The organism is Acetobacter malorum (genome assembly GCF_001580615.1).
GTDB lineage: Bacteria > Pseudomonadota > Alphaproteobacteria > Acetobacterales > Acetobacteraceae > Acetobacter > Acetobacter malorum.
Genome location: NZ_LHZC01000052.1, coordinates 38,184 through 62,513, shown reverse-complemented (window position 1 = coordinate 62,513; position 24,330 = coordinate 38,184). Strand labels below are relative to the sequence as shown.

Here is a 24,330-nt window from a genome sequence, read left to right as displayed (position 1 = left end):
CCATGAAAACGTATCATTTCAGTTCAATTGTATAAACTCTTATCATGATGCCTTTTTACAATTCATTGGATTGCTCTTTGTCGCCTCCGACTGATAATCTCGGCTTTCCATGTTCTCGCCTTGCTCCTACGCCACATGGTAAGGCCGTTTCTGAATGGATCTTGATTTTTTAGAGATGTTTCAGGATTTTTCAAGGTGACAGACATTGTGACGTCATGAAAATCGGAAAAGCCCTCATGCACTGACTGACTGACTGACTGACTGACTGACTGACTGACTGACGGGCGCAGGTACCCTGCACCCGCCAATCTTCATCCGGACTCCCCTTAATCAGGCGGTTGTCTGGGCGGCCAGTTCTCTGCGCACGATATCCGCGCCTGCCGTTAGAGCATTGAGTTTGCCTCTGGCGACGGAGCGAGGCAAAGGGGCCATGCCGCAGTTGGTGCAGGGATAAAGCTTATCCGCATCTACAAACTGAAGGGCTTTGCGCAACGTGTCGGCAACTTCCTCTGGTGTTTCAATGGTATGGGTTGCGACATCAATAGCCCCAACCATGACTTTTTTACCACGGATGAGTTCAATCAGATCCATCGGAACGCGGGAATTCTGACATTCCAGTGAAATCAGATCGATATTGGATTTTTGCAGTTTAGGAAAAATCTCTTCATATTGTCTCCATTCTGTCCCAAGAGCATTTTTCCAGTCGATATTGGCTTTGATGCCATAGCCATAGCAGATATGGACAGCTGTTTCGCACTTCAGCCCTTCAATGGCTTTTTCCAGAGTGGCGATGCCCCAGTCATTCACTTCATCAAAAAAAACATTAAATGCGGGCTCATCAAACTGGATGATATCAACACCAGCCGCCTCTAACTCTTTGGCTTCCTGATTGAGAATTTTGGCGAATTCCCATGCCAGTTTTTCGCGGCTTTTGTAGTGGCCATCATAGAGCGTATCGATCATGGTCATGGGGCCTGGGAGTGCCCATTTGATTGGCTTCTTCGTCAACGCACGTAAAAATTTAGCATCCTTGACGAAGACGGGCTTTTCTCGCGTTACTGCACCTACAACTGACGGTACGCTCGCATCGTAACGGTTACGAATTTTGACCGTCTGGCGATTTTCAAAGTCAACACCGTGAAGGTGCTCAATGAATGTTGTGACGAAATGCTGACGGGTCTGTTCGCCATCGCTGACGATATCAATCCCTGCGCGATCCTGATCATCCAGCGTTAGACGCAGCGCATCCTGTTTGCCTTCAATCAATTCCTCACCCTGCAATTTCCAGGGCGACCAGAGTGTTTCAGGCTTTGCAAGCCAGGAGGGTTTGGGCAGGCTGCCGGCGGTTGAGGTGGGGAGCAGTGTTGTCATGAGAAATAGCCTTGAGTTTCTGGTTGATCAAGCTGCGGAACGCGCAAGCCATTGTTCAAGAATATCTTGATATGGCTTGATAAAATTCTCTTCTGTAAACTTACCCTGCGCGACGGCCAGTTGGCTCCTCTCTTCCCGGTCATAGACGATCCGGGTGATGGAATAATCCTGGCTGTTTAAACTCGGCTGGTAGCAACCATCTGCCGCAGAGTTGGCATTGTAAATTTCAGGACGGTAAATTTTCTGAAAAGACTCCATCGTGCTGATGGTGCTAATGAGCTCAAGATTGGAGTAATCAGAAAGAAGATCACCAGAAAAATAAAAAGCCAGAGGCGCAACGCTATTGGGAGGCATAAAATACCTTACCTGCATTCCCATTTTTCCAAAATATTGGTCAGTAAGAGAAAAATCAGGCTGCTGATATTCAACACCCAATACAGGGTGGCGGTTTGCTGTGCGGTGATAGGTTCTGTTGGTTGAGACACTAAGGCATATGACAGGATTTTTCTTAAAATTATCCTTGTATATTCGTGAATTTACAACTCTCTTAAAGAGATTTCCATGAAGGTCACCAAATTTATCAGGCGTGCTAAATGCGGATTGATGCCTGTTATGCTCCTGCAATAAGACACTAAAATCATAATCCCGCACGTAAGAGGAAAAATTATTCCCAGTGAGACCTTCAATGCGCTGATTGTTTTTTTTATCGACAATTGTCGTATTCAGAACCTCAATTAGAGGAAAAGTCTCACGCCTGCCTGAAACATCAATATTCATCTCAAAGGAGATGATTTCAATCTCGACAGAATAGCGGTTCCCTTCAGGATTATCCCAGTGCGCCAGGGCATTAAAACGATTATCAATCATTTTTAGGACATTGCGCAGGTTTTCCTGACGGCTTTCCCCTCTTGCAAGATTGGCAAAGTTGGTTGTGAGGCGCGTATTATCTGACGGATGGTAGTTTTCATCAAAGCGAATCCGCTTGATATGAAAAGTAGAGTCTTCAACCATTGGAGTATTGCATCCTGATTTTTCTGATTTTCTCAGGGGGTAGGATTCACCGTGTTTGCTGTTAAGCGTGGTAGGCACTTTATGCCTGACTGTATCATTGAATAAAAATGATTTTATTTCATTAAATGATGAATTTCATTCATTTCGTTATGTGAGAAAATTTCTATTCTGGAAGAGTATTAAAATCAGAGGCTGGTCAACATGCTGCCTAATGCATGGAGTGAGGGCGTGCCAGCCAGGCCATTTCTATGTGGAAAATTGATATCTGCCTTTTTCCGGCCCCTGACGTTCAGTCTTGCGCGCCGTGCGCGTTTGGCGGCATATTGCACAAGCAAATGCTTTGATGGTCCCGCGCAAGCGGGTTAATAGGGAACACCGTCACGCACTGGGCGAAAGATCGTCCAGATGCATAGTCGGAGGCTGCTCCCGCAACTGTAGACGGTATGCTGCTGGTTCGTTCACCTCAGACGTGGACCACTGTTCCCATAGGGGGCGGGAAGGTTGGAACCAGTTAGCGATGATCCGTGAGCCAGGAGACCTGCCATCGTTCAATCACCAACCGTCGGGCGGGTGTACCGAAGGGAGGAGAAAATAAATGTCTGTCTGCCTCACGCATTGGTCGCTCCTGATGGATCAGGGAATGATATCCTTTCAGAGCAAGGGTTTGTGCCAGCATCATTTGTAATCGATGGTCTGGATGAAGTCCTCATGCTGCTGACAGTGTAGGGCTATCAGCCTCCTCAGGGTCAGATATCGGACAATGGCGGAGTTTGTCTGGTACTGATAACGGGTTACGCTTGCTCAGACAAAATGTGAGAGACAGTAAGACGCTCCATGCGGGGTGTTGTTTCCTTTCGCTTTGTGCTGCGCCAGATGAAATGCCGAGGCAATGGAAAACGACAGTCACACAACTTCAGATCATTCAGAGTGCGCTCAACCGAGCGATTTAAGACGGACCAGAATCAATCCTGATTTCTGGTATCCCCTGGCATGGTCGCGTGAATTGGGGCGGGAGAAGGCAATTGATGTCCGGTTTGCGGGGCGGCATCTCGTTCTCGTACGCCCCAAAAATGGTGCTCCGTATGCGTTGGACGGGCTCTGTGCCCATCGGCAGGTTCTCCTGGGTAAAGGGAGTGTCCATGGTGATCTTATACGCTGCAGCGGACACGGTTTGAGATATAACCGGGACGGGCAATGTGTTTCACCCAATGTTTCTGCCAAAGCGCCATGTCTGCGTCTTAAAACGTGGGCCTGCCGGGAAAAAGGTGGGCTGATTTTTGTTTTTATGGGGGATCAGTCTCTGGCTGATAAAACCCCGTTTCCTGATTTTCCAAAGGTGGAAGACAGAAATTACCGAACCCGACGCTTTGGTGAGGTGGTGAACTGCCATTACAGTTTCATGCATGAAAACCTGATGGATATGAATCATCAGGTTTTGCACAGTCGGCTTGTCGGTAAAATGAAGCCGAGGTTCCTCGGCATGGAGCACGGCGATGATTTTGTTGAAGCACGCTATACTTTTGCACGAACAGGGGGCAAGCAGCCTTTGAGCGAGGCTCTGATTTACGGTCAGCGGCGCCCCGATGGCCGGGATTTTGCCTATCGGGACGTTATGACCATCAGGACACAATATCCCTATCAGATTCTGCGTATTGAAACGCAGGGGATTGAAGAGCCTGTGATGGAACTATGGATTTCATACGTTCCTCAGGACCGCGAGGAACTGACCAACCGTGTCTTCGGGTTGTTGTCGATCAAACGACTGAAAGTGCCGTTTCTGCTGGATCTGGCGTGGCCCATACTGGTCGCGTTCACAGAGCGCGTCTTTTTTGAAGATCGTGAAATTGTTGAGCTGGAGCAGGCTGCGTGGAAAGACCTTGGTGGAGACCATAATCAGGAAGTCTTCCCCGTTATCAATCAACTTCGTGATCTGCTGAGGCGATGTGGTCAGGCAGAAGACCCATGATGTCATGAGTCTGAGTGCCTAAAAGATTTGAAGCAGAGGATGCAGGTCTTGAGTAACGTCATGAAATTCCCCATCCAAAGCGGGGCCGCGAGGTCCTATCTGGGGGCGCAAAATCTTACACAGGATCAATGCCACTTCATTCTTTCTCTTCCGATAAGTGGCTCGTATGGCCTGCCTAAAATGGATCGCGGTAGCATCCGCGCATCCTTGATATTGATGGGATATGTGGCTGCCGGATGTTCCGCACGGTGGGGGAGTGCAGCGGCACGCCTTACCCCTAGAGGATGCATCCTGCATCGAAAATTGATTTCAGGTGATATTTTCTGAAGGAATTAAATGACCGCTGCGGGATGAGAGCAGCAGAGGCGCTATGAATGTGTGAGGGAGGCCACCCTATGCGGCCTCCCTCAATGGATGCCCTGCGCTTACCAGCTTAAAGCACTGTCCTCATTGGCAAAAGTTCCTGTCGGGCCATCATCTTCCAGAAGAGCGTACGTGATAGCAATCTTCGCAGCCTGATCAGGCGTGCGGTCTCCATAATGATTGGTGGCATCTGTTGCAGTCAGGCCGGGGCAGATTGCATTGACCTTGATGTTTTTGTCCGCGAGCAGCTTTGCGTAGCTGAGTGTCAGAGAATTCAGAGCAGCCTTGGATGCCTGATAGGTCGGCATGGCGACGTCTTTGTAAATCCAGTCTGTCTGGCCCCGGCTCGTAAACGAGGCCAGAACGGACGACACATTGACAATCCGTCCATGCGCGGATTTTTCAAGCAACGGGATCATTGCGTCGGTAAGTGCTGCTGTGCCGACAACGTTTGTCGCGAGCGTTCTCGAGAGTTTCTCCCGCACTGACAGATCCGGATAAAAGTCCAGGCTGATGCCAGCATTGTTTACCAGAATATCAAGACGACCGTATTTCTCGCTGATCAGCACTGCCAGATTATCGATCGTGGCCTGATTGGTTGTATCCAGCTCAACAGCTTCCACCTGTGCGTCCGGGGTGCTGATTTCCGTCGCGATTTTCTGACCAGACTGAAGGTTTCTGGCACCCAGCAGGACTTTGACGCCCTTGCGGGCGAGGCCCTGTGCAATGGCCAGGCCAATACCACGGGTTGCCCCGCTGACAAGGGCAATCGGTTGACTTTGGGTCATGATCATAAATCTTTCAAAGGTGTGGAAGAGTAAGAAAACTTTGTTTTTCTGGCAGGCCGGTGCCCGTCATTTTCTGTGGAGATAGACAGACAGCATCAGGAGACTGAGCACGATGACCGGCGCAATGGCGTGAGAATACTCACCGTGGAAAACCACTGTGGCGATTGCTGCCGCCATAATGCAGCCGCCCAGAAGGCTACCGATAATACGGCTTGCTGATCGTGCCATCAGCAGGGCGGCTGCCAGCTCAAAGCCGCCGGTTACAAAATGGAACCAATGCGGATAGCCCCATCGTGCATATTCGTCCGCAATGGTCGGGGGTGCCACGAGGTTTCCGGCCGCACCGATAATAAAAAAGCCTACGAGAACGTAAGCCAGAACCTGTCTGGCAGTTATGTTACGCATGATCCGTCTCCTGTGCCGCGGCAAGGAAAAGAGAAACCGCCAGTGTCACGGTGTTGTTGTCCTGCTCTTTGGTCGTGCAGCGGCCACCACTGAGCAACTGCAACTGGGCTTCTCCCGTGACCATATGAATGAACGCGTAAGCCAGCCCTGATGGGTCCAGCGCGGGACGCAGAGTGCCCTGTTCCTGTTGCCTCCGGATCCATGCGGCAAGGACCGATTTTGCATTATGATGGCCAGCAGACCAGATGGTTCGTGAAAGCTGCGGAAACCGCTTGCCTTCAGCAATCATCAGGCGGTGGAGTTCAAGGACACGGGGCTGTTTGATGATGTGCAGGATTTCTGCACCAAATTTCTCTAGTGTTTGCCGTACGCAGCCATCTTCCAGCGTGAGGCTTTCAAGCGGTTCTGCCAGTTTCACGCATTCTTCCGCGATGACGGCGGAAAAAAGCCCTTCTTTGCCCCCAAAACGCTCATAGATGTTGCGCCGCGATCCACCGACCTGCTGGATGAGCATATCCATGGAGGTGGCTTCATAACCATGCTCAAGGAAAAGCTCTGTCGCCGAGGCTGTGAGCTTTCTCAGGCGCTCCACCCCTTTGGGGTGCAGTCCTTTTTCAGACGCAAGATGGAAAGGAAGATCGGTGGTCGCCATGCCTGAACATAAACCCTTATGCTTTTAAGGTATGGTAATATACCGTACCATAATTACAAGAGCTTCTTTTCATCATAGCCGCGAAGTCGAACTGCATGAGATAAAGACTGGTTTGATAGGCGTTTGGCTGGCATGCGGATAATCTCGCCCACCCGTGCCCCTGCGGCTGATCTGTGCCGCAGGGTCGTATAGGGACGTGTGAGACTATCCGTCACGTCTTTGTTTGTCCCGGGTGGCTTATCGTGCTGACAGGGCTGCCTGATAACGCTGCTCGACGACGTCCCAGTCCACCAGGTTCGTCAGGAAGGCCTCCACGTATTTTGGGCGCATATTGCGGTAATCAATATAATAGGCATGCTCCCAGACATCACACGTCAGCAACGCGGTGTGACCGTGAACCAGCGGGGTATCGGCATTGGCGGTTTTGGTAATGGCCAGCTTTTTACCGTCATGCACCAGCCAGCCCCATCCGCTCCCGAACTGGGACACGCAGGCATTTTTGAACTCGGTCATGAAGGCATCCAGAGAGCCGAAATCCGTTACCAACTGCTTTTCGAGGGCACCGGGAATGGCCCCGCCGCCTTTGGCTTTCATGCTGAGCCAGAAAAAGGAATGGTTCCAGTGCTGGCCTGCCTGATTGAACAGAACTTTCTGCGCGGGATCCTGTGCAGATTTGCGGATCACCTCGTCCAGGTCCAGCCCATGAAACGGGCCGCTGGCTGTCAGCTCATTCAGTTTATCAACATACGCCTTATGGTGCTTGCCATGATGATACTCGAGCGTCTCGGCTGACATGTAAGGTGCCAGCGCGTCCGGAGCGTAAGGAAGCTCAGGAAGTTTGAACATTTTTTCCCCAATTCTGTTTAACTTAACCCTCGCCTACGAGGGGCGTCCCGTTACCGGGGCGTCTTCCAGCCGGGTTTGCACCGCGTAGCCGGCAATCTGATAAACGGAGAGCGCCACAGTCCGTGCGCGGTCGACAATCATCCGGGTTTCCGGCAACTCGGGCAGCGTTCCACTCTCACGCTCCATCAGCGCGACAACGGCTGGGCGTAACTGCTCCACACAGGCCAGTCGGGCCTGCAGGGGGAGGCCAGACTGGCTGGCAAGGCGCACCAGTTCCGTGCAGGCGCGGCGCAGGAAAAGGACAGCTTTTTCAGGCTCTTCCTGTGTAAAAAGCAGATCGGCCAGGTTATGGCATGACACGACAAAAACACTGGGGGCTGAAAGAGGAAGCCCTTTCTCCTGAAAATGATTCAGAAGCCCGACGGCTTTAGCCATGGCGTCTTCATAGAGCGCCTGAGCCTTCTGCATATCCTGAAGTGCGTAATCCCGATTGGCCTGCCGGGACAGCTTCTGCCAGACGGCGCAAGCTTCTGATGACTGGTCAAACTGCGACATTTTCACGACATTTCATTCCGTGGACTGTCTAGTGTCCGGCGTTGATTAATAAGCAGTTACTTCATGTTATGCAATATGCTATATTTATATGTAGAGTGAAACCTTGCGAGTGAGCCTGTCGCGGCATGATCATAAGTTCGCGAGGCGTCAAATGGTCGAAAATCTCCGTTCTGCCGCCCGTATTTCAGTGTGTTGCCTTTATATAATTCCTAAACGAATTGCTTTGGCGACGGCCCCGCAGGTTGTCTGGCTGCGTAATTTTGTGCGGGCTGAAGAAAGATAAAGGCGTATCGCGGCTTCAGAAATACCGAGTTTTTCGCTTATCCTCTGGCCCATCAGGCCTTCTGCGCAGAGGGCAAGGCAATCTTTTTCACGCGCCGATAAACGTGGGATATCCTGTTCTGATCGCAGCCCGGCCTTACGGGCGTGCCATTCATGCAGATAGAGGCCAACCTGGCTGAAGGTCCGTGCGTAACAGCTCTTGAGGGGGGGAGCGAAGCCGTTCTGTCCGGTTATGGTCAGGATACCGAGTTCTCCCCGCAGCCCCCGCAGGGGAATAGTGAGCCCAGACTCCCCCACACCATATTCCCGGGATAAATCCATCACGAGTTGTTCACGGGGTGTGCGACAGACAATTTTAGACCATTCGAAGGGGAGGGCGCTTTCGAAAAGTCTGTTAACGGTCGGGTCGTCTTTTAGAAATCCTTTGGACAGATATAATTCCTGCCAGATCTCATTATAAGTCGTAATAAGAGGGGGCGCTTTTCTTTGTTGCGGGATGGCAGAAAGCATGGCGTAAGTCAGGTTTTCAATGCCTGAAGAGTTCTTTATTTCTTCAACAATTCTCAAAATATCATTTTGTGTGTCAGACTCGTTTATATCATCAAAAAGACGATCGTTGATTGTGATGATCTGCGGGTCAAATTCTGAGTTCGTCATACAGCACAGACACCATTCAGAGGATGGGTCTGATACTGTATGAGGGGAGATGAGGGGTGTCTATTAGGCGGCGAGGGCGTATCGATGCGCGATGTCATGCATACGGGGTTCTGACATCTCAAAAGTCCCTAGCACGATAGGTTTGCCGTCCCATTCAGAGGTTGTAACCGGCACCGGGTCCCATCCTGAACGCATCAGAATACGATACATCGGCTTGAAAAAGACACCGGTTACAATATCAATTCCTGCATCAAGGCAGATTTCGGAAAGCTTTACAAAAAGTTCTCCAGTATAGGATGCCGGGTCTCCTTTCCGATACGTTGCGCAATACCGCGTCACTTCCCAAATGTTTGCGCCATAGATATCGGGGCAGTTGGGGAAGAAGCGATGGAAAACGTTCCGCAGCATTGTTGGGCCAGTTGTCGGCAACAGTCTGATTGATGTGGCATGAGAGCCATCAGGACGTTCTACGACAATATAAAGCGGGTTATACTCCCGGTCATATTCATCTTCTTCTCTTTCATGCTCAACTTTCACATCCCAATTCATGCGAGTGTGAAAAACATCTGCCCGCGCACGGACCATGTTTTCATACGTTCTGTAATTTTTCATTCTTTCTGAGAATGTGAATACTTTAATCATGACACTATCCATTTGGTTTCGGATAATGAAGATTAACGCTCTGCTTGAGAATAAAAATATATCTATTATGCTATATTTACTTTTATGATTTTGGATTGTATTTTGGTCGCCTTTGTTTATTTCTAAATAATTAAATATCTTACATGGTTGTGCCTGGGTGAGTATTTGAATTCATTCCTCCTTCTGGCCAGAGCATTGTAGGAGTCGTTTTCAGATTTTGGACGCCCCGGAAAACGAAGCACTTTGCCGGGCGTTAAAGGACATCTTAGGTAAGAGAGCGGGTCGTTTTTTTTGAGTGCAGAGGGTGTGTATGCAAAAGCTCACTCTTTTGGAAAATGGGAGAGTATACGCATGCAAATAGAGCACGAAATCGCTCAGGATCTTGAGAACCGCGAACGACGCATAGAATTGCTGGTTAAACGCTTGCCTGCCCGGATGCAGACTGCGGTTCACTGGCTGCGGCGTCCTCAGGCGCGCTGGGTGCGTATGCCGGCGGGTGCGTTTTTTATTCTTGGTGGCTGTCTGGCTATCCTGCCTGTGTTTGGGGTGTGGATGCTGCCGCTCGGCTTTTTGCTGCTGTCTGATGATGTTCCGCCTTTACAGCGCCTGACAAATAAAGCTTTGGCATGGGTTGAAGCCAAACGGCCTCATTGGATGGGGCTGCCGCATTTGTAAAAAGCCGCGGCCCGCAGGTAGACCAGTTACCGGGTTTCTTCCATTTTAATATCGTCAGCTTTCAGGTCTGGAACTATATCTTTTTCCGGCTGACATGGAAAAGAGGGGCGTATTGCCTCTGGCTGTTCTTCCTGATCGGGATCGGGTTTGTCTGCATGAGGTTGATGAGGGTGGGGGCCAAAGCCATTCATGGCTTGTTGCATGCCCATTCCGGCTAATCCTCCCGCCATAGCGCCCGCACCGGGGATAGCCCCTAAGGCTGCGGGCAGCATTGTCCGCGCGGCATTTCCAATTTCTACCCTGCCATGAAAGGCAGAATGATGAGTGGGGGCCGTATTCTGGCAAGCTGTTTCAGCAGTTTTTTCTTTATGCGCAGCACAGCCTGCCATGCTGAGGCTCAACACTGTAAGGCCAGTATGTAAACGTCTGATCATGGGGAAACCTTTGTCGTCAGGATCGTTTCATACAGGCCACGCGTGTATGATGCTTTTCCATAAAGGTGATGATTTTTGGTTTGGGAAGAGGGCCTTTTCATTATTTCAAAAATGAAAAGAATGGAGTCCGGACAAACTTTTGCCATACCGCCCGCGGAACAGTGATCACGTTACAGATGAGGTCTCTTATGAAGACAAAATTTATCCTTGCTCTGGCCCTCGGGTGTTTTGCAGTAGCCGCCCCCCAGTCCTATGCTGACCCGCGTGGTCAGGGTGGGCCGGGCGGCCATGGCGGACCCGGTGGCCCCGGTGGTGGTATGGGCGGCCCGGGTGGCGGCCGTCAGCACGGAAACCGTGGCCCCAACATGGGCAATGGCCGTGGTGGTCCGCAGCAGGCTTATGACATGAACCGCAGATGGTCCCGTGGCGAACGCTATGATGGTCCGCGTGAATCCCGCTGGATGGTGAATGACTGGCGGCGTCAGCCGGGCCTGTGGGCACCGCCGAGCGGGTATCAGTGGATGCGCTACGGGAACCAGTTCCTTCTGACAGCCCTCACAACGGGTATTATCGCGGGTGTTGTGAATGCAGGCATGATGGCGGTCACACCGGCCGTGCCCGTCGTGCCAGCAACTCCGATGGTGCCCGTTGCCCCCGGTTACCCGGTGCAACAAGGCTATCCGACCGGGAGTTATGGCAGCCCCTACTAACTAAAAATCTTGCGCAGATGGGCATGGGGAGCGGAGTTCTGTTCCGCTTTCCATAAACCACAAAGCTGAAGGACGTTCCTGAACAAAACGGCCTTCAGGCATACCTTCCGCATATCGATAAAAAAGGGGATGCAGCCAGCTCTGGCGCATCCCCTTTTTTGTAACCTGTTTGGAACCGTTAGGCCTTCGCTGCGTCTGCCAGCGTCTGTTCAATCAGGTCCAGACCTTCATCCAGCAGAGCGTCAGAAGCGGTCAGAGGGGTGAGGATCCGAATGGTCGCCCCTTTTACACCACAGGCCAGCAGGATCAGCCCTTTTTCACAGGCCAGATTACAGAGTTTGCCTGCAGCACCTGCCCGCTGTTCTTCGCTGCCATGGGCTTCCAGAATATCAAACGCCACCATCGCTCCCAGACCGCGAGGCATGCTGACGGGCAGGAGGTCCGTGCGCTTGTGCCAGCTTTCAATACGGGTGCGCAGGCGTTCTCCCATGGCATTGGCGCGGTCCAGAAGCTTTTCTTCTTCAATCACATCCAGCACGGCAAGGGCTGCGGCACAGGCCAGCGGTGCGCCTGCATAGGTGCCCCCAAGGCCGCCGGGTGGGACTGAGTCCATCAGGTCTGCACGGCCAATCACACCGGAAATAGGCAAGCCACCCCCAAGAGATTTTGCAACTGAGACCAGATCCGGCTCAACACCGGAATGTTCAATGCCGAACATCTTACCGGTACGGGCAAAGCCGCTCTGCACTTCATCGGCAATCAGCTTGATGCCGTGTTCATCACACAGGCGACGCAGTTCTTGCAGCAAAGCCGTGGGGGCGACACGGAACCCGCCTTCACCCTGCACAGGCTCAATAATAATGGCTGCGACCTGCGTGGGGGCAATATCGGCTGCAAACAGGAAGTGCAGCATTTTCAGGCTGTCTTCCACACTCACATCACTGTCAGGGAAGGGGATGTGGTAAACCTGACCGGGGAGTGTTCCGAAAGGGGCCTTGTAGGGCAGCACTTTTCCCGTCATGGCCGATGCCAGCAGGGTGCGGCCATGAAAGCCGCCACAAAATGCAATAACGGCATTCCGGCCCGTTGCAGCGCGGGCAATTTTTACGGCGTTTTCCGTTGCTTCCCCACCCGTGGAGAAGAAAATGGTTTTGGCGGGGCCGGAGAACGGCGCGCGTTCGTTCAGTTTTTCAGCCAGCTCAATATAGGATTCGTAGGGAGAAACCTGAAAAGCCGTATGCGTGAAGCGTTCAAGCTGGGCTTTGACGGCGGCCATAACCTTCGGATGGCGGTGCCCGACATTCAGCACAGCAATGCCGCCGCCAAAATCAATATAACGGCGACCTTCCACGTCCCACAGTTCTGCATTTTCCGCACGGTCTGCAAAAATGGGGGTGGAGGAGGCCACGCCTTGGGGCACTGCACTGGCCCGGCGCGTCAGAAGGTCCTTGTTGGTGGTGTTCATGCCGTCTGGCTCCTGAAAAAAGAAGGCTGCGAGAAAGAGGCAGCCCGGACAGAATTGTTTCAATCTCGTAAGTGGTTTTCAGGCAGCGCGGGAGGCGATTTTTTCTTGCTGAGGTGGTGACGAATTGTCACCGCATCTGGCGACGTGTTCAGGATGCCAGTCTCTCTGTTGAGATTTGCTCCAGCAGCCAGTCCCGGAAAAAGCTCAGGCCCCGGTTTTCCCAGCCTCTGTCTGTAGTGCGCAGCACGTAGGAGCCGAGGGGCGTGTTGTGGATGGGTGTTCGGGTGGGCTGGATGCGGATCAGGCGTCCTGTTTCCAGATCATCCCCCAGCAGGAACGGGTTGCTCAGGGCAATGCCTTCCCCGGCGCGGGCGGCGGCCAGTGTAATATGGGCCTGCCAGAGGCGGCCTGCGCTGGGAATGGTTTTGGCCGGTACATGCTGGGCCTGAAACCACAAACGCCATTCTGCATCATCTTCTTCCTGCAGCAGAGGCGCGTGGAGCAGATCAGCCACGGTTTCCGGCTGCCCGCCGAGTGCGGCCAGTCCTTCCGGAGAGATCACCGGAAAAACCGGAGGCCGCGCAATGTCCACGCTGCACAGGCCGCGCAGGGTGAGGGCTGCGGCGGTATCCCGCACATAGCAAATGTCTGCATGAGTCTCGGCCGCAATGCCGGTGGCGTGGAAGGCCGTGTTGGCATCAATCGGGCGGAGTATAAAATCCATTTCCGGATAAGTCCGGCGAAAGGCGGCAAGGCGCGGGAGCAGCCAGTGATACGCAAAGCCGTGGACGCAGGTAACGGTCAGGCTGGGTGTTTGCTGCCGGATTTCTGCTGTTGCCCGCGCTAATCCCTCCAGATGGGGAAGGATCTGGCTATAATAAGTCTGCCCCGCCGGTGTAAGGCCGCCCGTGGTGCGATTACGGAGTGGTGTGCCGAGTATCTGTTCAAGGTCGCGCACATGCCGGCTGATGGCAGCGTGATCCACGCGCAGTTCCGCAGCCGCACGCCGAATGCCCCCGGTGCGGGCAAAGGCGGCAAAGGCATTCAGGGCTGCCAGAGGGGGGATGCGGTATCGCTGGTCCATAGGGGCGCAAGACAACTGTTGAGCCTGCTACTTGGGCGCAAAATGTGTTGGGTGCAAGAGAACGGCGCGGGCGCGCATTGCGGCGCGACTCCCCGTCTTTCCTAAGTGTGAGAGGGACGCAGAGAGTGGAGGTGCAAATTTTTTTTGCAAAAAAGAGCAAAAATCCCGGAAAACTGCCAATTTTTTATCACGAAATCGTTATGCCTGAAATTTAATCAAATGCTCTGAAAGTGATCCATTTCCCGTCGCTTCAGGTGCCGCCGGGTCACGACTGCCTGTTTTTTATACTACAAATATTATCGGGATATGCTGATAAAATACAGTGATTCTATAGAATGATTACTGGAAGATCAGGTCTCAAGAAGAGTGCTTCACTCTGCATTTTCTGAATATCTGAGTGCTTTTATTTTCCTGTTGCGCAAGTGAAGGGAGGTGTGGTTTTAGCCGTCCACACGCTAAATCCAGAGGAAAATAAATAATGCTTATTCATGTTGTTAATGACGCTATGTCCGCCGCCATGCAGGTTGCCCCGATGGCTCCGATGCTCGCCTTCCTGCCGATTGTTGCCATGCTGATGCTGGCTACCGCGTTTTCTGACCGCACAGCCTGAGCGCTTTCACGCGTTTCAGTCTGTTTTCCCTGTGTCAGCCTGCTGTGGCGCTGTGCCACACCACTAAGGTGAACACAGGTGTCCGGACCGTCATTCCTGAGGAATGACGTCAGTCCGGGGCGGGCCGCCTGCCAGAGCAGAGCCCGACTTTGCTGCCTCGTGCAGCCTTTTCCCCCTTTATGCTGACCTGCCGTGCCTCCTGCATCTTCCCTGACAGATCTTTCTGTTTAAAACCGGGTGATCCGTCTTTTAATTAAGGCGTGTTGTTCATCACTGTTCGGGGCTGCACATGCAGGATCTTTTTAATGCGCATCATGTCGGGAATTCCCGCCCGCTTGGTTTGTCTGACGATGTTGTCAGCACCGCAACCTATGGCGGCCCGGACCAGTGCTATCGTTACACGCTTAAACGTGTGTGGGATGCGTCGCGTCCTGTCGTGATGTGGCTGATGATGAACCCCTCCGTTGCAACGGAAGTGGGGGATGACCGCACTGTGGCCAAATGCCAGCGTTATGCTCGCGCATGGGGCTATGGCGGTATTCTGGTAGGCAACACCTTTGCCTATCGCTGCACCGACCAAACGCGCCTGCTGGAAACGCCGGACCCGGTCGGGCCGGAGAATGATGCCGCTCTTCTGCAAATGGCGCGTGAGGCGGACATGGTGATTGCTGCCTACGGCTCCCCCCAGCACAAGGCCCTGCGTGACCGTGGTCCAGCCGTGGTGCGCACGCTCCAGCAGCACGGCATTCCTGTGTATGCCATGAAAGTAGGGGTCAATGGCCGCCCATGCCATCCGCTTTATCTGCCTGCTGCTCTCAAGCCTGTGCTGCTGCCTGCGTCCTGATCAGGGTTGCGTGGCGGCGCAGACGGTTGACGAAAGCCTGCCTTCAGTATCCGATCAGCCAGAACAGGGTCACGCCGCAGCACAGTCCCTGCGGCGGGGCCGGGAATATGGCGGGGACGCACGCCTCGCTCCTGCAGGGGAAGGATTGGAATGACTGGTTCGTCACAGGCGCAGAACGCCACACCGGAAGAGAACACGCAGGCCCGCATGCTGGACCGGCTGGGAGAAGTGGCTGTGCGCACCGGCCTGAATGTCGCACCGGGGCAGCAGGTGATTATCACCGCACCGCTGGATGCCGTGCCGCTGGTGCGGCGCGTGACAGAACATGCCTATAAGGCCGGGGCGTCGCTCGTCACCACTTTTTACGCGGATGAAGAAACCACTCTGGCCCGCTACCGCTTTGGGCATGAAGACACGTTTGACACCGCAGCCGACTGGATGGCCCGTGGCATGACGGAGGGGTTCCGCGCCGGGGCCGCGCGTCTGGCCATTACCGGGAGCAACCCGGCCCTTCTGGCAGGCCAGAACCCGGAGCATATTTCCCGCGCCAGCCGGGCCGCCTCCCGCGTGAACCGGCCTGCCATGGAGATCATCACCAATTTTGATGTGAACTGGAACATCGTTGCAACCGCCACGCCCGCATGGGCAAAGGTAGTGTTTCCTGACTTGCCGGAAGATCAGGCTGTGGCGCGTCTGTGGCAGGCCATTTTTGCGGCCTCTCGTCTGACGGGGGCTGACCCTGTGGCCGACTGGGCAGAGCATAACGCCAACCTGCATCGCCGCGCCAGGTTTCTGAATGACGCCCGTTACGCTGCACTGCATTTCACCGGACCGGGGACGGACCTGATGGTCGGTCTGGCCGATGGGCATGACTGGGCTGGCGGGTCTGAAAAGGCGGGCAATGGCATTATCTGCAACCCGAATATCCCGACGGAAGAAGTGTTCACCACCCCGCACCGCCTGAAGGTGGACGGGCATGTGTCCAGCACCAAGCCGCTCTCTCATCAGGGCACGCTGATTGATGACATCCGCGTGCGGTTTGAAGGCGGCAGGATTGTCGAGATGCACGCCGCAAAAGGGGAAGAGGTTCTGGCCCGCGTGCTGGATACGGATGAAGGCGCACGCAGGCTGGGTGAAGTGGCTCTCGTACCGCATTCCTCGCCCATCTCGCAGAGCGGAATCCTGTTCCAGAACACGCTGTTTGATGAAAACGCCGCCAGCCACATCGCACTGGGTCAGGCGTACACCAAATGCATGCTGGATACGGCCGGGCAGGATGAAGCAGCACTTGCCGCGCGTGGTGCCAATAGCAGCATGATCCATATCGACTGGATGATCGGCTCTGGTGAAATTGACGTCGATGGCATTGATGCAAACGGGACCGCTGTGCCCCTGATGCGCAAAGGTGAATGGGCTATTTCGGCCTGACGTGAAGAAGGATTGTAGTGTTATGAATGGAATGAAGAAGGCCGCTCTGGCCGCAGTTCTGATGGCAGGCAGCGTGCTGGCGCAGCCTGCTCTGGCGCAAACCGCTGCACCGGCTCAGGCACCCGCCCAGACGCAGGGCGCACCGGCAACTCGCCCCAACCTGACCCCGGAGCAGATCACCACCCTGCAGCGGGATATGACGACGGCGCTGCATTACAAACTGGCGTCCAATGTGGTGCCGCGTCTGACCTCTACGCTTAAATCCATTCAGGCTGCCAAGATCCAGCCGCCGGGGCGCTTTGGCATGTCTCTGGAAGAGCAGATTGCTATGGTCGGGAAAGTGCCCGGTCTGGAACCCATTTTGAAAACCAACGGTTTTACGGCGCGTGAATTTGTCATGAGCCTGACCTGTGTGGGTCTGACCGGTAGCCTGATGAACGTGCCGCCGGGGCAGGCGACGAATGGTGTCCCGACGCCGGAGGCGGCCAATGTTGCAATTCTGAAGAGCAATCCGCAGGAAATGCAGGAGCTGATTACTGTTTTGCGGGCGGAGCATCAGCCTGCGGCGCAGTAAGACGCAAAACCATCGTTTACGTTTTGCAGACGGGCAGCATTGTAAAAATGCTGCCCGTTTTTGTTTATGAAAAGTTTAAGCGACGGTCTCCGCCAGATTTTTTCTGGCAGCGTTAATCGCCTTTTCCGCTGTGGCGTTTGGCGTGATCAGGCGGCTTGCCCGGCTAAGCGCCATGATGGGGAAGAACTGCCGGTACAGGTCATACCGCAGCATGAACGCCCTTGAGAGTTCCGCCCCCTGAAGCAGACGTTTTGACAAGGCCGGATCATCCAGCTTGATGGTCTGGCCCACACCGTAGCCGGGGAAGCCGGTGCCGGTATACTCTTCTTCCGTCCAGCTTCCGTCTGGTTCCTGCCGGTCAATCAGATAGCGGCAGCCTTTTTCAATAGCAGCGAAATCCTGGGGGCGGGCAGCGGCAATCAGCCCCATCAGCGCCCATGCAGTCTGGGACGGTGTGGTTTTGCCACGCCCAATGGCGGAAACCTCCATGTAGGACGCGCAACTTTCACCCCAGCCCCCATCGTCCTGCTGGTGGGCCACCAGCCAGTCACAGGCTTTGGTGATGTAGGGCTGCGTCATGTTCTCCCCAATGGCGGCCAGAGCAGGCAGAACCGCCCCGGTGCCGTAGACGTAGTTCACGCCCCAGCGGCCAAACCATGGTCCCTGCGGGTCCTGTTCGGCCCGGACATACGCCAGCGCGCGTTGAATACAGGGCAGGTCACGCGGGAGGCCCAGAATTCCGAAAGCTTCCAGAATATGCGCAGTGACATCCACAGACGGGGGGTCAAGCGCTTCTCCAAAGTCACAGAACGGGATTTTGGAAAGAAGGGTCTTGTTGTTGTCCTTATCAAAAGCCCCCCAGCCGCCGCAGGAGCTTTGCATACCGACCAGCCACCGCACGGCCCGTGCAATAGCCTCTTCAACGCCGCGTTCTTTCCATTCCGGCCTGTGGCGGCAGGAGGCGAGGGCGATCAGCGCGACGGCGGTATCATCCGTATCCGGGTAGAAGTCATTGGCATATTCAAAGGCCCAGCCACCGGGTTCCACATCTGGCAGCTTGATGGACCAGTCGCCTTTCACGCGGACCTGCCGGTCCAGCAGCCAGCCCAGAGCTTTGTCCATCTGCGGTGTAAAGCGTTCTTCGGCTTTGGCGTCATGCAGAGCCATAATGGCCAGCATGGTATCCCAGACCGGGCTGTTGGTGGCCTGAATCCAGGAGGCATCGCCTTTATCATGCCGCCAGCCGGGATCATTCAGCGCATCAAGCGCCTTGGCCATAACGGGGTGATGGAACTGAAACCCTTCTCCATGCAGGGCCATCAGGCCATAGACCCACGGTGGCTGAATGCCGCCCCAGCCTCCATCCGCATCCTGATGGCGGATGATCCATTCCAGCATATGGCGAATGGCGGCTTCACGTAGTGTATTGCGTTTGAGAAATTTGGACTGGAGCCAGTGCAGGCCTTTATCCGTCGTGCGGAAAAAATCTGACCAGAGATCCCGGCCTTCCTTTTTGGGCAGCGTATAGTCAAAATTCGCACGCCCTTCAGGGAAGAGCGCATTCAGGCGGTCCTGCGGGCGCAGGGGGCGGCTGGGGCGGCGCGCGGAGATCACGGCCAGCGGAACCAGTGTGGCCCGCGCCCACTGCGCAAAATTATAGATGGAGAAAACGAACTTGTTGGGGAACCAGATAATTTCCGGCGGAAGGTTGGGAGTTTTCTCCCACGGCCATTCCCCAATGAGCGCCAGCCAGTAGCGCGTGAAAACCCGGATATTTCTCAGGCCGCCTTTTTGCGCAATCCATGCGCTGGCCTTGTGCAGAGCGGGATGATCTTCCGGATAGCCGAGTGAGCGTAAGGCCGCATAGGCTTCAACCGTCGCGTTAATATCCCCGTTACCTGCACCCAGATAAATCCCCCAGGAGCCATCGTCCCGCTGCGTTTGCAGCAGCGCGTTGCCCAGACGCGGGCGCAACGGGTGGTCGTCCAGACCAAGAAACCACAATGCCAGACACCATTCGGCCTCCATGGAGGCATTGGACCCAACCGGCCCAACCCAGTGGCCATCGGGCTTTTGCTGGCTGATCAACCACTCACAGGCGGAAGAGACAGTATGGGTCAGGCTGTTTCCCATACTTTTGAATAGTGGCATATTCATTCTATAAACACCTACAAAAAATAGAAGATCTTGTCTGGACGATTTAGGTTTTTGATGGTCTGGCTGCCTCTGTTGGCAACATCAGTTTTTGAATATCCGCAAAGGCCGCATGCCACTCGGCATCTGGCATGGTGATAAAACCAAAACTGCGAAGAAAAAAAGCACCTTCTGCGGCAAAAATCATGGTGCGTATCTGCCGTGCTTCATCAGAATGGCAGACGTCGTTCGTCAGCCAGCTGGCATACCAGTCTCGTATTTTTTTGAGATGATCTGGAGATTGTAAAAGGGTGATGAGCGTGCCGGCAATCCGGGTGCGGGTTGCATCATCAAGCTGGCCACAGGCCTGAACATACGCACGGGCCTTATCAGCAGGGCTGGCGTCTGGGGGCGTGTGTTTCAGCACTTCTGAATCGAAGGCTGTAATCCAGCGGTCAATCAGGGCCGTAATCAGGTCGTCCTTACTGCCAAAGCAGTATTGCAACCCGCCCTTGGTAATTCCGGCCTCCCGGGCGACCGCGTCGAGCGTCAGAGCGATTGCACCGTCTCTCTGGACAAGCTGCTCTGCACACTCCATGATCCGTTCCCGGTTGATGGTTCTGGGGCGTGCCATAACCTTCTCTTGCTCGTTGTTTCCGTCCAATCGGAATTAAACGAGATATTTTTCCCTTACAAGCCTGTTTTGGGCATACAGCCATGCCTGTTGCGAGGCTCTGTGGTGCGGTGCTCCCGCGTCTTACAGGGAGCGTGGCCTCAGCAATGGGCGGCGCGTGGCGGAAGGGTCAGGCTGTGCAGCGTGCCGCGCATGCGGAAATCGCCAAAATCCATATCCAGCATGTCGGAAACGCCATTTGCAAAATAGCGCATGCCAATCTCGTAGTCTGGCAGGATGCTGTCCGGCGTGCGGCTGAAAAACGCCACATGCACGCGCCCGGCAGGCTGATTGGCCAGAGCGGGGGAGGTGACCGGGTCTTTCGGCGGCCCCCAGCCCAGAAGGGTGATGTATGTCTCCTGCGCGCCATCCGGTCCGGTGCCGTCAAACAGCAAGGGGGCAATGTTCGGTGCGCCACGCTGTGCTGCGGCAAGAATGGCGGCGGTGTGCGCCATGGGGAACAATGTGCCGTCCGGCAGCTTCAGCGTTTTCTTAATCGGCTTTTCATACTGCACAATGCCGTGCCCCTGCGCATCGACATTGGCTTCTCCGCTGACAACCTGCAGCACGGCATCATTGGATTTCTGCACCGTGCGAAACACCAGATGCCGCCCATCCTTGCTTTCCAGCGTGGTGTAATCGGACACCATGTTGACGGCGCCCCCGTTTCGGGTCGCGCTCTGAATATCCAGATGTTGCTGAGTGGACCATGCCGAGCACGTATCCCGCACCACATAGGTCATATTGCCTGTGGCGGAGAGCGTATTGCCGCCGGATTCCGCCAGACTGAGGTCATAGAGCGCCCGCTGGCCAACCAGTGCGCTGGTGGCGTTCGTCGGGGCGGATGTCGGTGTGGGGGAAGACGGGTGTGCTGCTGCAAGGCAGGCGGAGGGCAGGGCGCTTAAAAGAAACGCCGAGGCCAGATACCCCCGGAAGGGGCGGCCCCCGTCTGGTCGGGGTATCAGGCTCATGTGGCTGAACGCCCGACGGGCATGGCGGCGGAGGAATGCAGTCATGCCTGCGAGAAAAGAGCATCCGGGGCGGAAGCGCAACCACCCCGAATGCGGCATCTGACGTGCGTCAGTCTTTTTTAACGGTCGGTTTCGGCTTGGGCAGGTCCAGAGCCAGAGAAAGCTCTTTCAGCCGTTCCGGCGGCACGGTAGCCGGAGCGCCCATCATCAGGTCTTCGCCCTGCTGGTTCAGCGGGAACAGGATGACTTCACGAATGTTCGGCTCATCCGCCAGCAGCATGACAATACGGTCCACGCCCGGCGCAGATCCACCATGCGGCGGCGCACCGTAACGGAAGGCGTTCAGCATGCCGCCAAACCGGGCTTCCACTTCACTTTCCGGATAACCGGCAATCTCGAAGGCGCGGATCATGACTTCCGGCAGATGGTTACGGATCGCGCCGGAGGACAGCTCAATGCCGTTACACACAATGTCATACTGGTAAGCGTTGATTTCCAGCGGGTCTTTGGTGTTCAGCGCTTCCAGACCACCCTGCGGCATGGAGAACGGGTTGTGCGAGAAGTCGATGCGTCCCGTTTCCTCGTTCATTTCATACATCGGGAAGTCGGTAATCCAGCAGAAGCGGAAGGCGTTCTTCTCAATCAGGTCCAGCTCTTCCGCAATGCGGGTGCGGACCAGACCGGAGAACTTGGCCACTTCATCACCCTTGCCAGCAGCAAAGAACACGGCATCACCCGCGTTCAGGCCCAGCTTGGTGCGAATGGCTTCAACGCGGTCCGCTTCCAGATTTTTGGCAATCGGGCCTTTGCCGCCTTCTGCTTCAAAAATGATGTAGCCCAGACCACCTGCGCCGGACTCGCGAGCCCAGTTGTTCAGCTTGTCAAAGAAGGCGCGCGGCTTGTCTCCGGCACCGGGAGCCGGAATGGCGCGAATTTCGCCGCCACCGGCCGCAATGCGGGCAAACAGGCCAAAGCCGGAACCAGCGAACTCTTCCGTCACGTCAGAAATCAGCAGCGGGTTCCGCAGGTCCGGCTTGTCGGAGCCATAGACCTTCATGGCGCGGGCATAGGGGATCCGCTCAAACGGTGCCTGACTGACGGTGCGGCCATTGCCGAACTCGGTAAACAGGCCGGACATCACGTCTTCTAGCGTAGCGAACACTTCGTCCTGCGTGGCGAAGGCCATCTCGAAATCGAGCTGGTAGAACTCACCCGGAGAGCGATCCGCGCGGGAGGCTTCATCACGGAAGCAGGGGGCAATCTGGAAGTAGCGGTCAAACCCGGCAACCATGGCCAGCTGTTTGAACTGCTGCGGGGCCTGCGGCAGGGCGTAGAACTTGCCGGGGTGCATACGTGCCGGAACGAGAAAGTCGCGTGCGCCTTCCGGGGAGGATGCGGTCAGGATGGGGGTCTGAAGTTCAATGAAGTTCAGAGCCGTCATCCGCTTGCGCATGCTCTGGATCACGCGGGCACGCAGCAGCATGTTGCTGTGCACGCTCTCGCGGCGCAGGTCGATGTAGCGATAGCGCAGGCGGAGGTCTTCCGGATAGTTCTCGTGGCCAGCGACCTGCAGCGGCAGGACGGCAGCGGCGGACTGCACCACAAACTCACGGGCGCGCACTTCAATATCACCGGTGGCCAGATCCGGATTGCGGGTGGCTTCCTCACGGCGGACCACCTCACCCGTGACCGTAATCACGCTTTCAACACGGGTGTTTTCAGCCAGTTCCATGGCCGGGTCACCCGCCGGGATCACAATCTGGGTGATGCCGGTTTCGTCGCGCAGGTCGATAAACAGCAGGCCGCCGTGGTCCCGTTTGCTGTGGACCCAGCCGGACAGGCGCGCTGTGGTGCCGGCATCCTGTGCGCGAAGAGCCGAACAGCTATGGGTACGGTAAGGGTGCATTCTCTCGTCCTGAAATTAAGGGCCTGTGTTTCTATAACTGCGCGGGAGGAAGCCGGGGAGCCGCGCAGATGTCAAGGGAAAGACGCGGGATGCCGTGTCATGCAGGCGCGGATATCGGCTGCAAGCGCCTCAATGGCGGCACTTTGCGCATCCCATGCAAACAGGAAGCGAGCCGCCGCGCCAAAGAAGGTATGGAATCGCCAGCCTCTGGCGCGCAGGCTGTTCATGGCCTGCTCGGGCATCAGCAAAAACACGGCATTGGACTGCACGGGCCAGGCCAGTTGTACGCCGGGAATAGTTTCTACGGCCTGCGCGAACTGGCGGGCGCTGGCATTCGCATGCTCCGCATTGCGCAGCCACGCGCCGCTTTTAATCATGCTCAGCCAGGGGGCAGTGATAAACCGCATTTTGGAGGCCAGTTGCCCGGCCTGCTTGGCGCGCTCGGCAAAGCCGCGGGCCAGTGATCGGTCAAAAAACACGACGGCATCGCCCACGGCCAGACCGTTCTTGGTGCCGCCAAAGCTCAGCGCATCCACGCCGGCTTCCCACGTCATGGCCGCAGGTGTGCAGCCGAGTGCTGCAATGGCACAGGCAAACCGGGCCCCATCCATATGGAGTTTGAGCCCGCATTCCTTGCAGACTTCCGCCAGCGCACGGATTTCTTCCAGCGTATAAACCAGGCCGTTTTCCGTCGGCTGCGTGATGCTGACCACGGCAGGTTCCGAGGCATGGGGACTGCTGGCCTTGCGGCGGCACAGGCGGATGGCTTCTGGCGTCAGCTTGCCATCCGGGCAGGGTGGGGTAAGCAGCTTGCTGCCGCCGGAAAAGAACTCCGGCGCACCGCGTTCCGATGTCTCGATATGCGCAATATCAGAGGCAATCACGCTGCAATACGGCGGGCAGAGGGTGGCCAGCGCCAGCGCATTGGCGGCTGTGCCGGTCAGAACAAAAAAGACCGAGGCCTGCGTGCCAAACAGAGTGCAGATGGCGTCTGCCGCCAGACGGGTCCAGGCATCATCCCCGTAGGCCGGGGCGGAGCCGGTGGCGGAAGCGCGGGAGATGGCCTCCAATGCTTCCGGGCAGATGCCCGCATAGTTGTCACTGGCAAATTGCTGCGGCTTGTCTGACATCGGCATAGTCCGGGTTGGCGGGCGCGGGGAGGGGCTTCTATACCGCTTCCGTCCCTGCTCGTCATAGCCTTATTGCCGGGTTTTCTGCCCTCCAATGGTCGGAAGCATTGCGTTTCTCCCCCCTTTCCGGTATGGCGACCGCACCGTGCAGGCAC

24 protein-coding genes and 1 riboswitch are annotated in these 24,330 nt (G+C 55.4%); of the genes, 7 read left to right on the top strand and 17 right to left on the bottom strand.

Annotated elements, in window-relative coordinates; all coding sequences use genetic code 11:
• Positions 1-330 precede the first annotated feature (330 nt).
• Both AD930_RS10095 and AD930_RS10090 read right to left on the bottom strand, forming a co-directional pair.
• The gene (locus tag AD930_RS10095) at positions 331-1,371 is read right to left on the bottom strand and encodes a methionine synthase (protein WP_061506139.1); all 1,041 of its coding nucleotides are present in this window, start codon (positions 1,369-1,371) and stop codon (positions 331-333) included.
• A 27-nt stretch (positions 1,372-1,398) separates the two neighbouring features.
• Positions 1,399-2,382, bottom strand: a complete 984-nt coding sequence (locus tag AD930_RS10090; protein WP_061506138.1) for a DUF1852 domain-containing protein — start codon at positions 2,380-2,382, stop codon at positions 1,399-1,401.
• A gap of 327 nt (positions 2,383-2,709) precedes the next feature.
• Positions 2,710-2,942: riboswitch (cobalamin riboswitch) on the top strand.
• A 329-nt stretch (positions 2,943-3,271) separates the two neighbouring features.
• Between AD930_RS10090 and AD930_RS10085 the strand changes: the two genes are divergently transcribed.
• Entirely contained in the window at positions 3,272-4,348 is a 1,077-nt protein-coding gene (locus AD930_RS10085) for a Rieske 2Fe-2S domain-containing protein (RefSeq protein ID WP_061506137.1), read from the top strand.
• Positions 4,349-4,773: 425 nt separating this feature from the next.
• On the opposite strand, the gene AD930_RS10080 is transcribed toward AD930_RS10085, so the two are convergent.
• From AD930_RS10080 to AD930_RS10050, 7 genes are all read right to left on the bottom strand, one after another.
• Positions 4,774-5,499, bottom strand: a complete 726-nt coding sequence (locus tag AD930_RS10080) for an SDR family NAD(P)-dependent oxidoreductase (RefSeq protein WP_156476974.1) — start codon at positions 5,497-5,499, stop codon at positions 4,774-4,776.
• A 66-nt stretch (positions 5,500-5,565) separates the two neighbouring features.
• A complete protein-coding gene (locus AD930_RS10075) occupies positions 5,566-5,904 on the bottom strand; it encodes a DoxX family protein (protein WP_061506135.1) in 339 nt (112 codons plus the stop codon).
• Positions 5,897-6,556 (bottom strand): TetR/AcrR family transcriptional regulator, encoded by a 660-nt coding sequence (locus AD930_RS10070; RefSeq protein ID WP_061506134.1) that lies wholly within the window; start codon positions 6,554-6,556, stop codon positions 5,897-5,899. Before AD930_RS10070 ends, AD930_RS10075 begins: the two co-directional genes overlap by 8 nt.
• A gap of 237 nt (positions 6,557-6,793) precedes the next feature.
• Positions 6,794-7,402: a superoxide dismutase gene (locus AD930_RS10065; protein WP_061506133.1), complete on the bottom strand. Its 609-nt coding sequence runs from the start codon at positions 7,400-7,402 to the stop codon at positions 6,794-6,796.
• 33 nt (positions 7,403-7,435) lie between these two features.
• Positions 7,436-7,957, bottom strand: coding sequence for a hypothetical protein (locus AD930_RS10060; RefSeq protein WP_061506132.1), 522 nt, complete (start codon positions 7,955-7,957; stop codon positions 7,436-7,438).
• A gap of 198 nt (positions 7,958-8,155) precedes the next feature.
• Complete coding sequence (locus AD930_RS10055; RefSeq protein WP_043550149.1) at positions 8,156-8,896, bottom strand: helix-turn-helix transcriptional regulator; 741 nt, start codon at positions 8,894-8,896, stop codon at positions 8,156-8,158.
• A gap of 63 nt (positions 8,897-8,959) precedes the next feature.
• Positions 8,960-9,508 carry an acyl-homoserine-lactone synthase gene (locus AD930_RS10050; protein ID WP_052403731.1) on the bottom strand — a complete coding sequence of 183 codons (549 nt, stop codon included), beginning with the start codon at positions 9,506-9,508 and terminating at the stop codon, positions 8,960-8,962.
• Positions 9,509-9,889: 381 nt separating this feature from the next.
• On the opposite strand from AD930_RS10050, the gene AD930_RS10045 reads away from it, so the two are divergent.
• Positions 9,890-10,213: a hypothetical protein gene (locus tag AD930_RS10045; protein WP_061506131.1), complete on the top strand. Its 324-nt coding sequence runs from the start codon at positions 9,890-9,892 to the stop codon at positions 10,211-10,213.
• Positions 10,214-10,239: 26 nt separating this feature from the next.
• Here AD930_RS10045 and AD930_RS10040 read toward each other — a convergent pair whose 3' ends face one another.
• A complete protein-coding gene (locus AD930_RS10040) occupies positions 10,240-10,647 on the bottom strand; it encodes a hypothetical protein (protein WP_156476973.1) in 408 nt (135 codons plus the stop codon).
• 188 nt (positions 10,648-10,835) lie between these two features.
• On the opposite strand from AD930_RS10040, the gene AD930_RS10035 reads away from it, so the two are divergent.
• Complete coding sequence (locus tag AD930_RS10035; protein ID WP_061506196.1) at positions 10,836-11,357, top strand: RcnB family protein; 522 nt, start codon at positions 10,836-10,838, stop codon at positions 11,355-11,357.
• A 178-nt stretch (positions 11,358-11,535) separates the two neighbouring features.
• On the opposite strand, the gene gabT is transcribed toward AD930_RS10035, so the two are convergent.
• Together gabT and AD930_RS10025 are read right to left on the bottom strand one after the other, a co-directional pair.
• Positions 11,536-12,822, bottom strand: a complete 1,287-nt coding sequence (gabT, locus tag AD930_RS10030) for a 4-aminobutyrate--2-oxoglutarate transaminase (RefSeq protein ID WP_061506129.1) — start codon at positions 12,820-12,822, stop codon at positions 11,536-11,538.
• 148 nt (positions 12,823-12,970) lie between these two features.
• The gene (locus AD930_RS10025; protein WP_061506128.1) at positions 12,971-13,906 is read right to left on the bottom strand and encodes a LysR substrate-binding domain-containing protein; all 936 of its coding nucleotides are present in this window, start codon (positions 13,904-13,906) and stop codon (positions 12,971-12,973) included.
• Between the two features lie 478 nt (positions 13,907-14,384).
• On the opposite strand from AD930_RS10025, the gene AD930_RS18435 reads away from it, so the two are divergent.
• The 4 genes from AD930_RS18435 (at position 14,385) to AD930_RS10010 (ending at position 17,362) form a co-directional block, all read left to right on the top strand.
• A complete protein-coding gene (locus AD930_RS18435; protein WP_264820949.1) occupies positions 14,385-14,516 on the top strand; it encodes a hypothetical protein in 132 nt (43 codons plus the stop codon).
• Positions 14,517-14,805: 289 nt separating this feature from the next.
• Positions 14,806-15,360, top strand: coding sequence for a DUF1643 domain-containing protein (locus tag AD930_RS10020; protein WP_061506127.1), 555 nt, complete (start codon positions 14,806-14,808; stop codon positions 15,358-15,360).
• 150 nt (positions 15,361-15,510) lie between these two features.
• A complete protein-coding gene (locus AD930_RS10015; protein WP_061506126.1) occupies positions 15,511-16,788 on the top strand; it encodes an aminopeptidase in 1,278 nt (425 codons plus the stop codon).
• Positions 16,789-16,810: 22 nt separating this feature from the next.
• Entirely contained in the window at positions 16,811-17,362 is a 552-nt protein-coding gene (locus tag AD930_RS10010; protein WP_061506125.1) for a hypothetical protein, read from the top strand.
• Positions 17,363-17,437: 75 nt separating this feature from the next.
• Here the strand turns inward: AD930_RS10010 and shc are convergent, their stop codons facing one another.
• The 5 genes from shc to AD930_RS09985 all read right to left on the bottom strand — a co-directional run bounded on the left by shc (position 17,438) and on the right by AD930_RS09985 (position 24,175).
• Positions 17,438-19,519, bottom strand: a complete 2,082-nt coding sequence (shc, locus tag AD930_RS10005) for a squalene--hopene cyclase (protein WP_061506124.1) — start codon at positions 19,517-19,519, stop codon at positions 17,438-17,440.
• Between the two features lie 43 nt (positions 19,520-19,562).
• Complete coding sequence (locus AD930_RS10000; protein ID WP_061506123.1) at positions 19,563-20,129, bottom strand: TetR/AcrR family transcriptional regulator; 567 nt, start codon at positions 20,127-20,129, stop codon at positions 19,563-19,565.
• Positions 20,130-20,269: 140 nt separating this feature from the next.
• Positions 20,270-21,184 carry an EipB family protein gene (locus tag AD930_RS09995; RefSeq protein ID WP_082781832.1) on the bottom strand — a complete coding sequence of 305 codons (915 nt, stop codon included), beginning with the start codon at positions 21,182-21,184 and terminating at the stop codon, positions 20,270-20,272.
• Between the two features lie 64 nt (positions 21,185-21,248).
• A complete protein-coding gene (aspS, locus tag AD930_RS09990) occupies positions 21,249-23,045 on the bottom strand; it encodes an aspartate--tRNA ligase (RefSeq protein ID WP_061491449.1) in 1,797 nt (598 codons plus the stop codon).
• 71 nt (positions 23,046-23,116) lie between these two features.
• On the bottom strand, positions 23,117-24,175 hold the full coding sequence (locus tag AD930_RS09985) for a threonine aldolase family protein (RefSeq protein ID WP_373320480.1): 1,059 nt from the start codon (positions 24,173-24,175) through the stop codon (positions 23,117-23,119).
• Between the last annotated feature and the right edge of the window lie 155 nt (positions 24,176-24,330).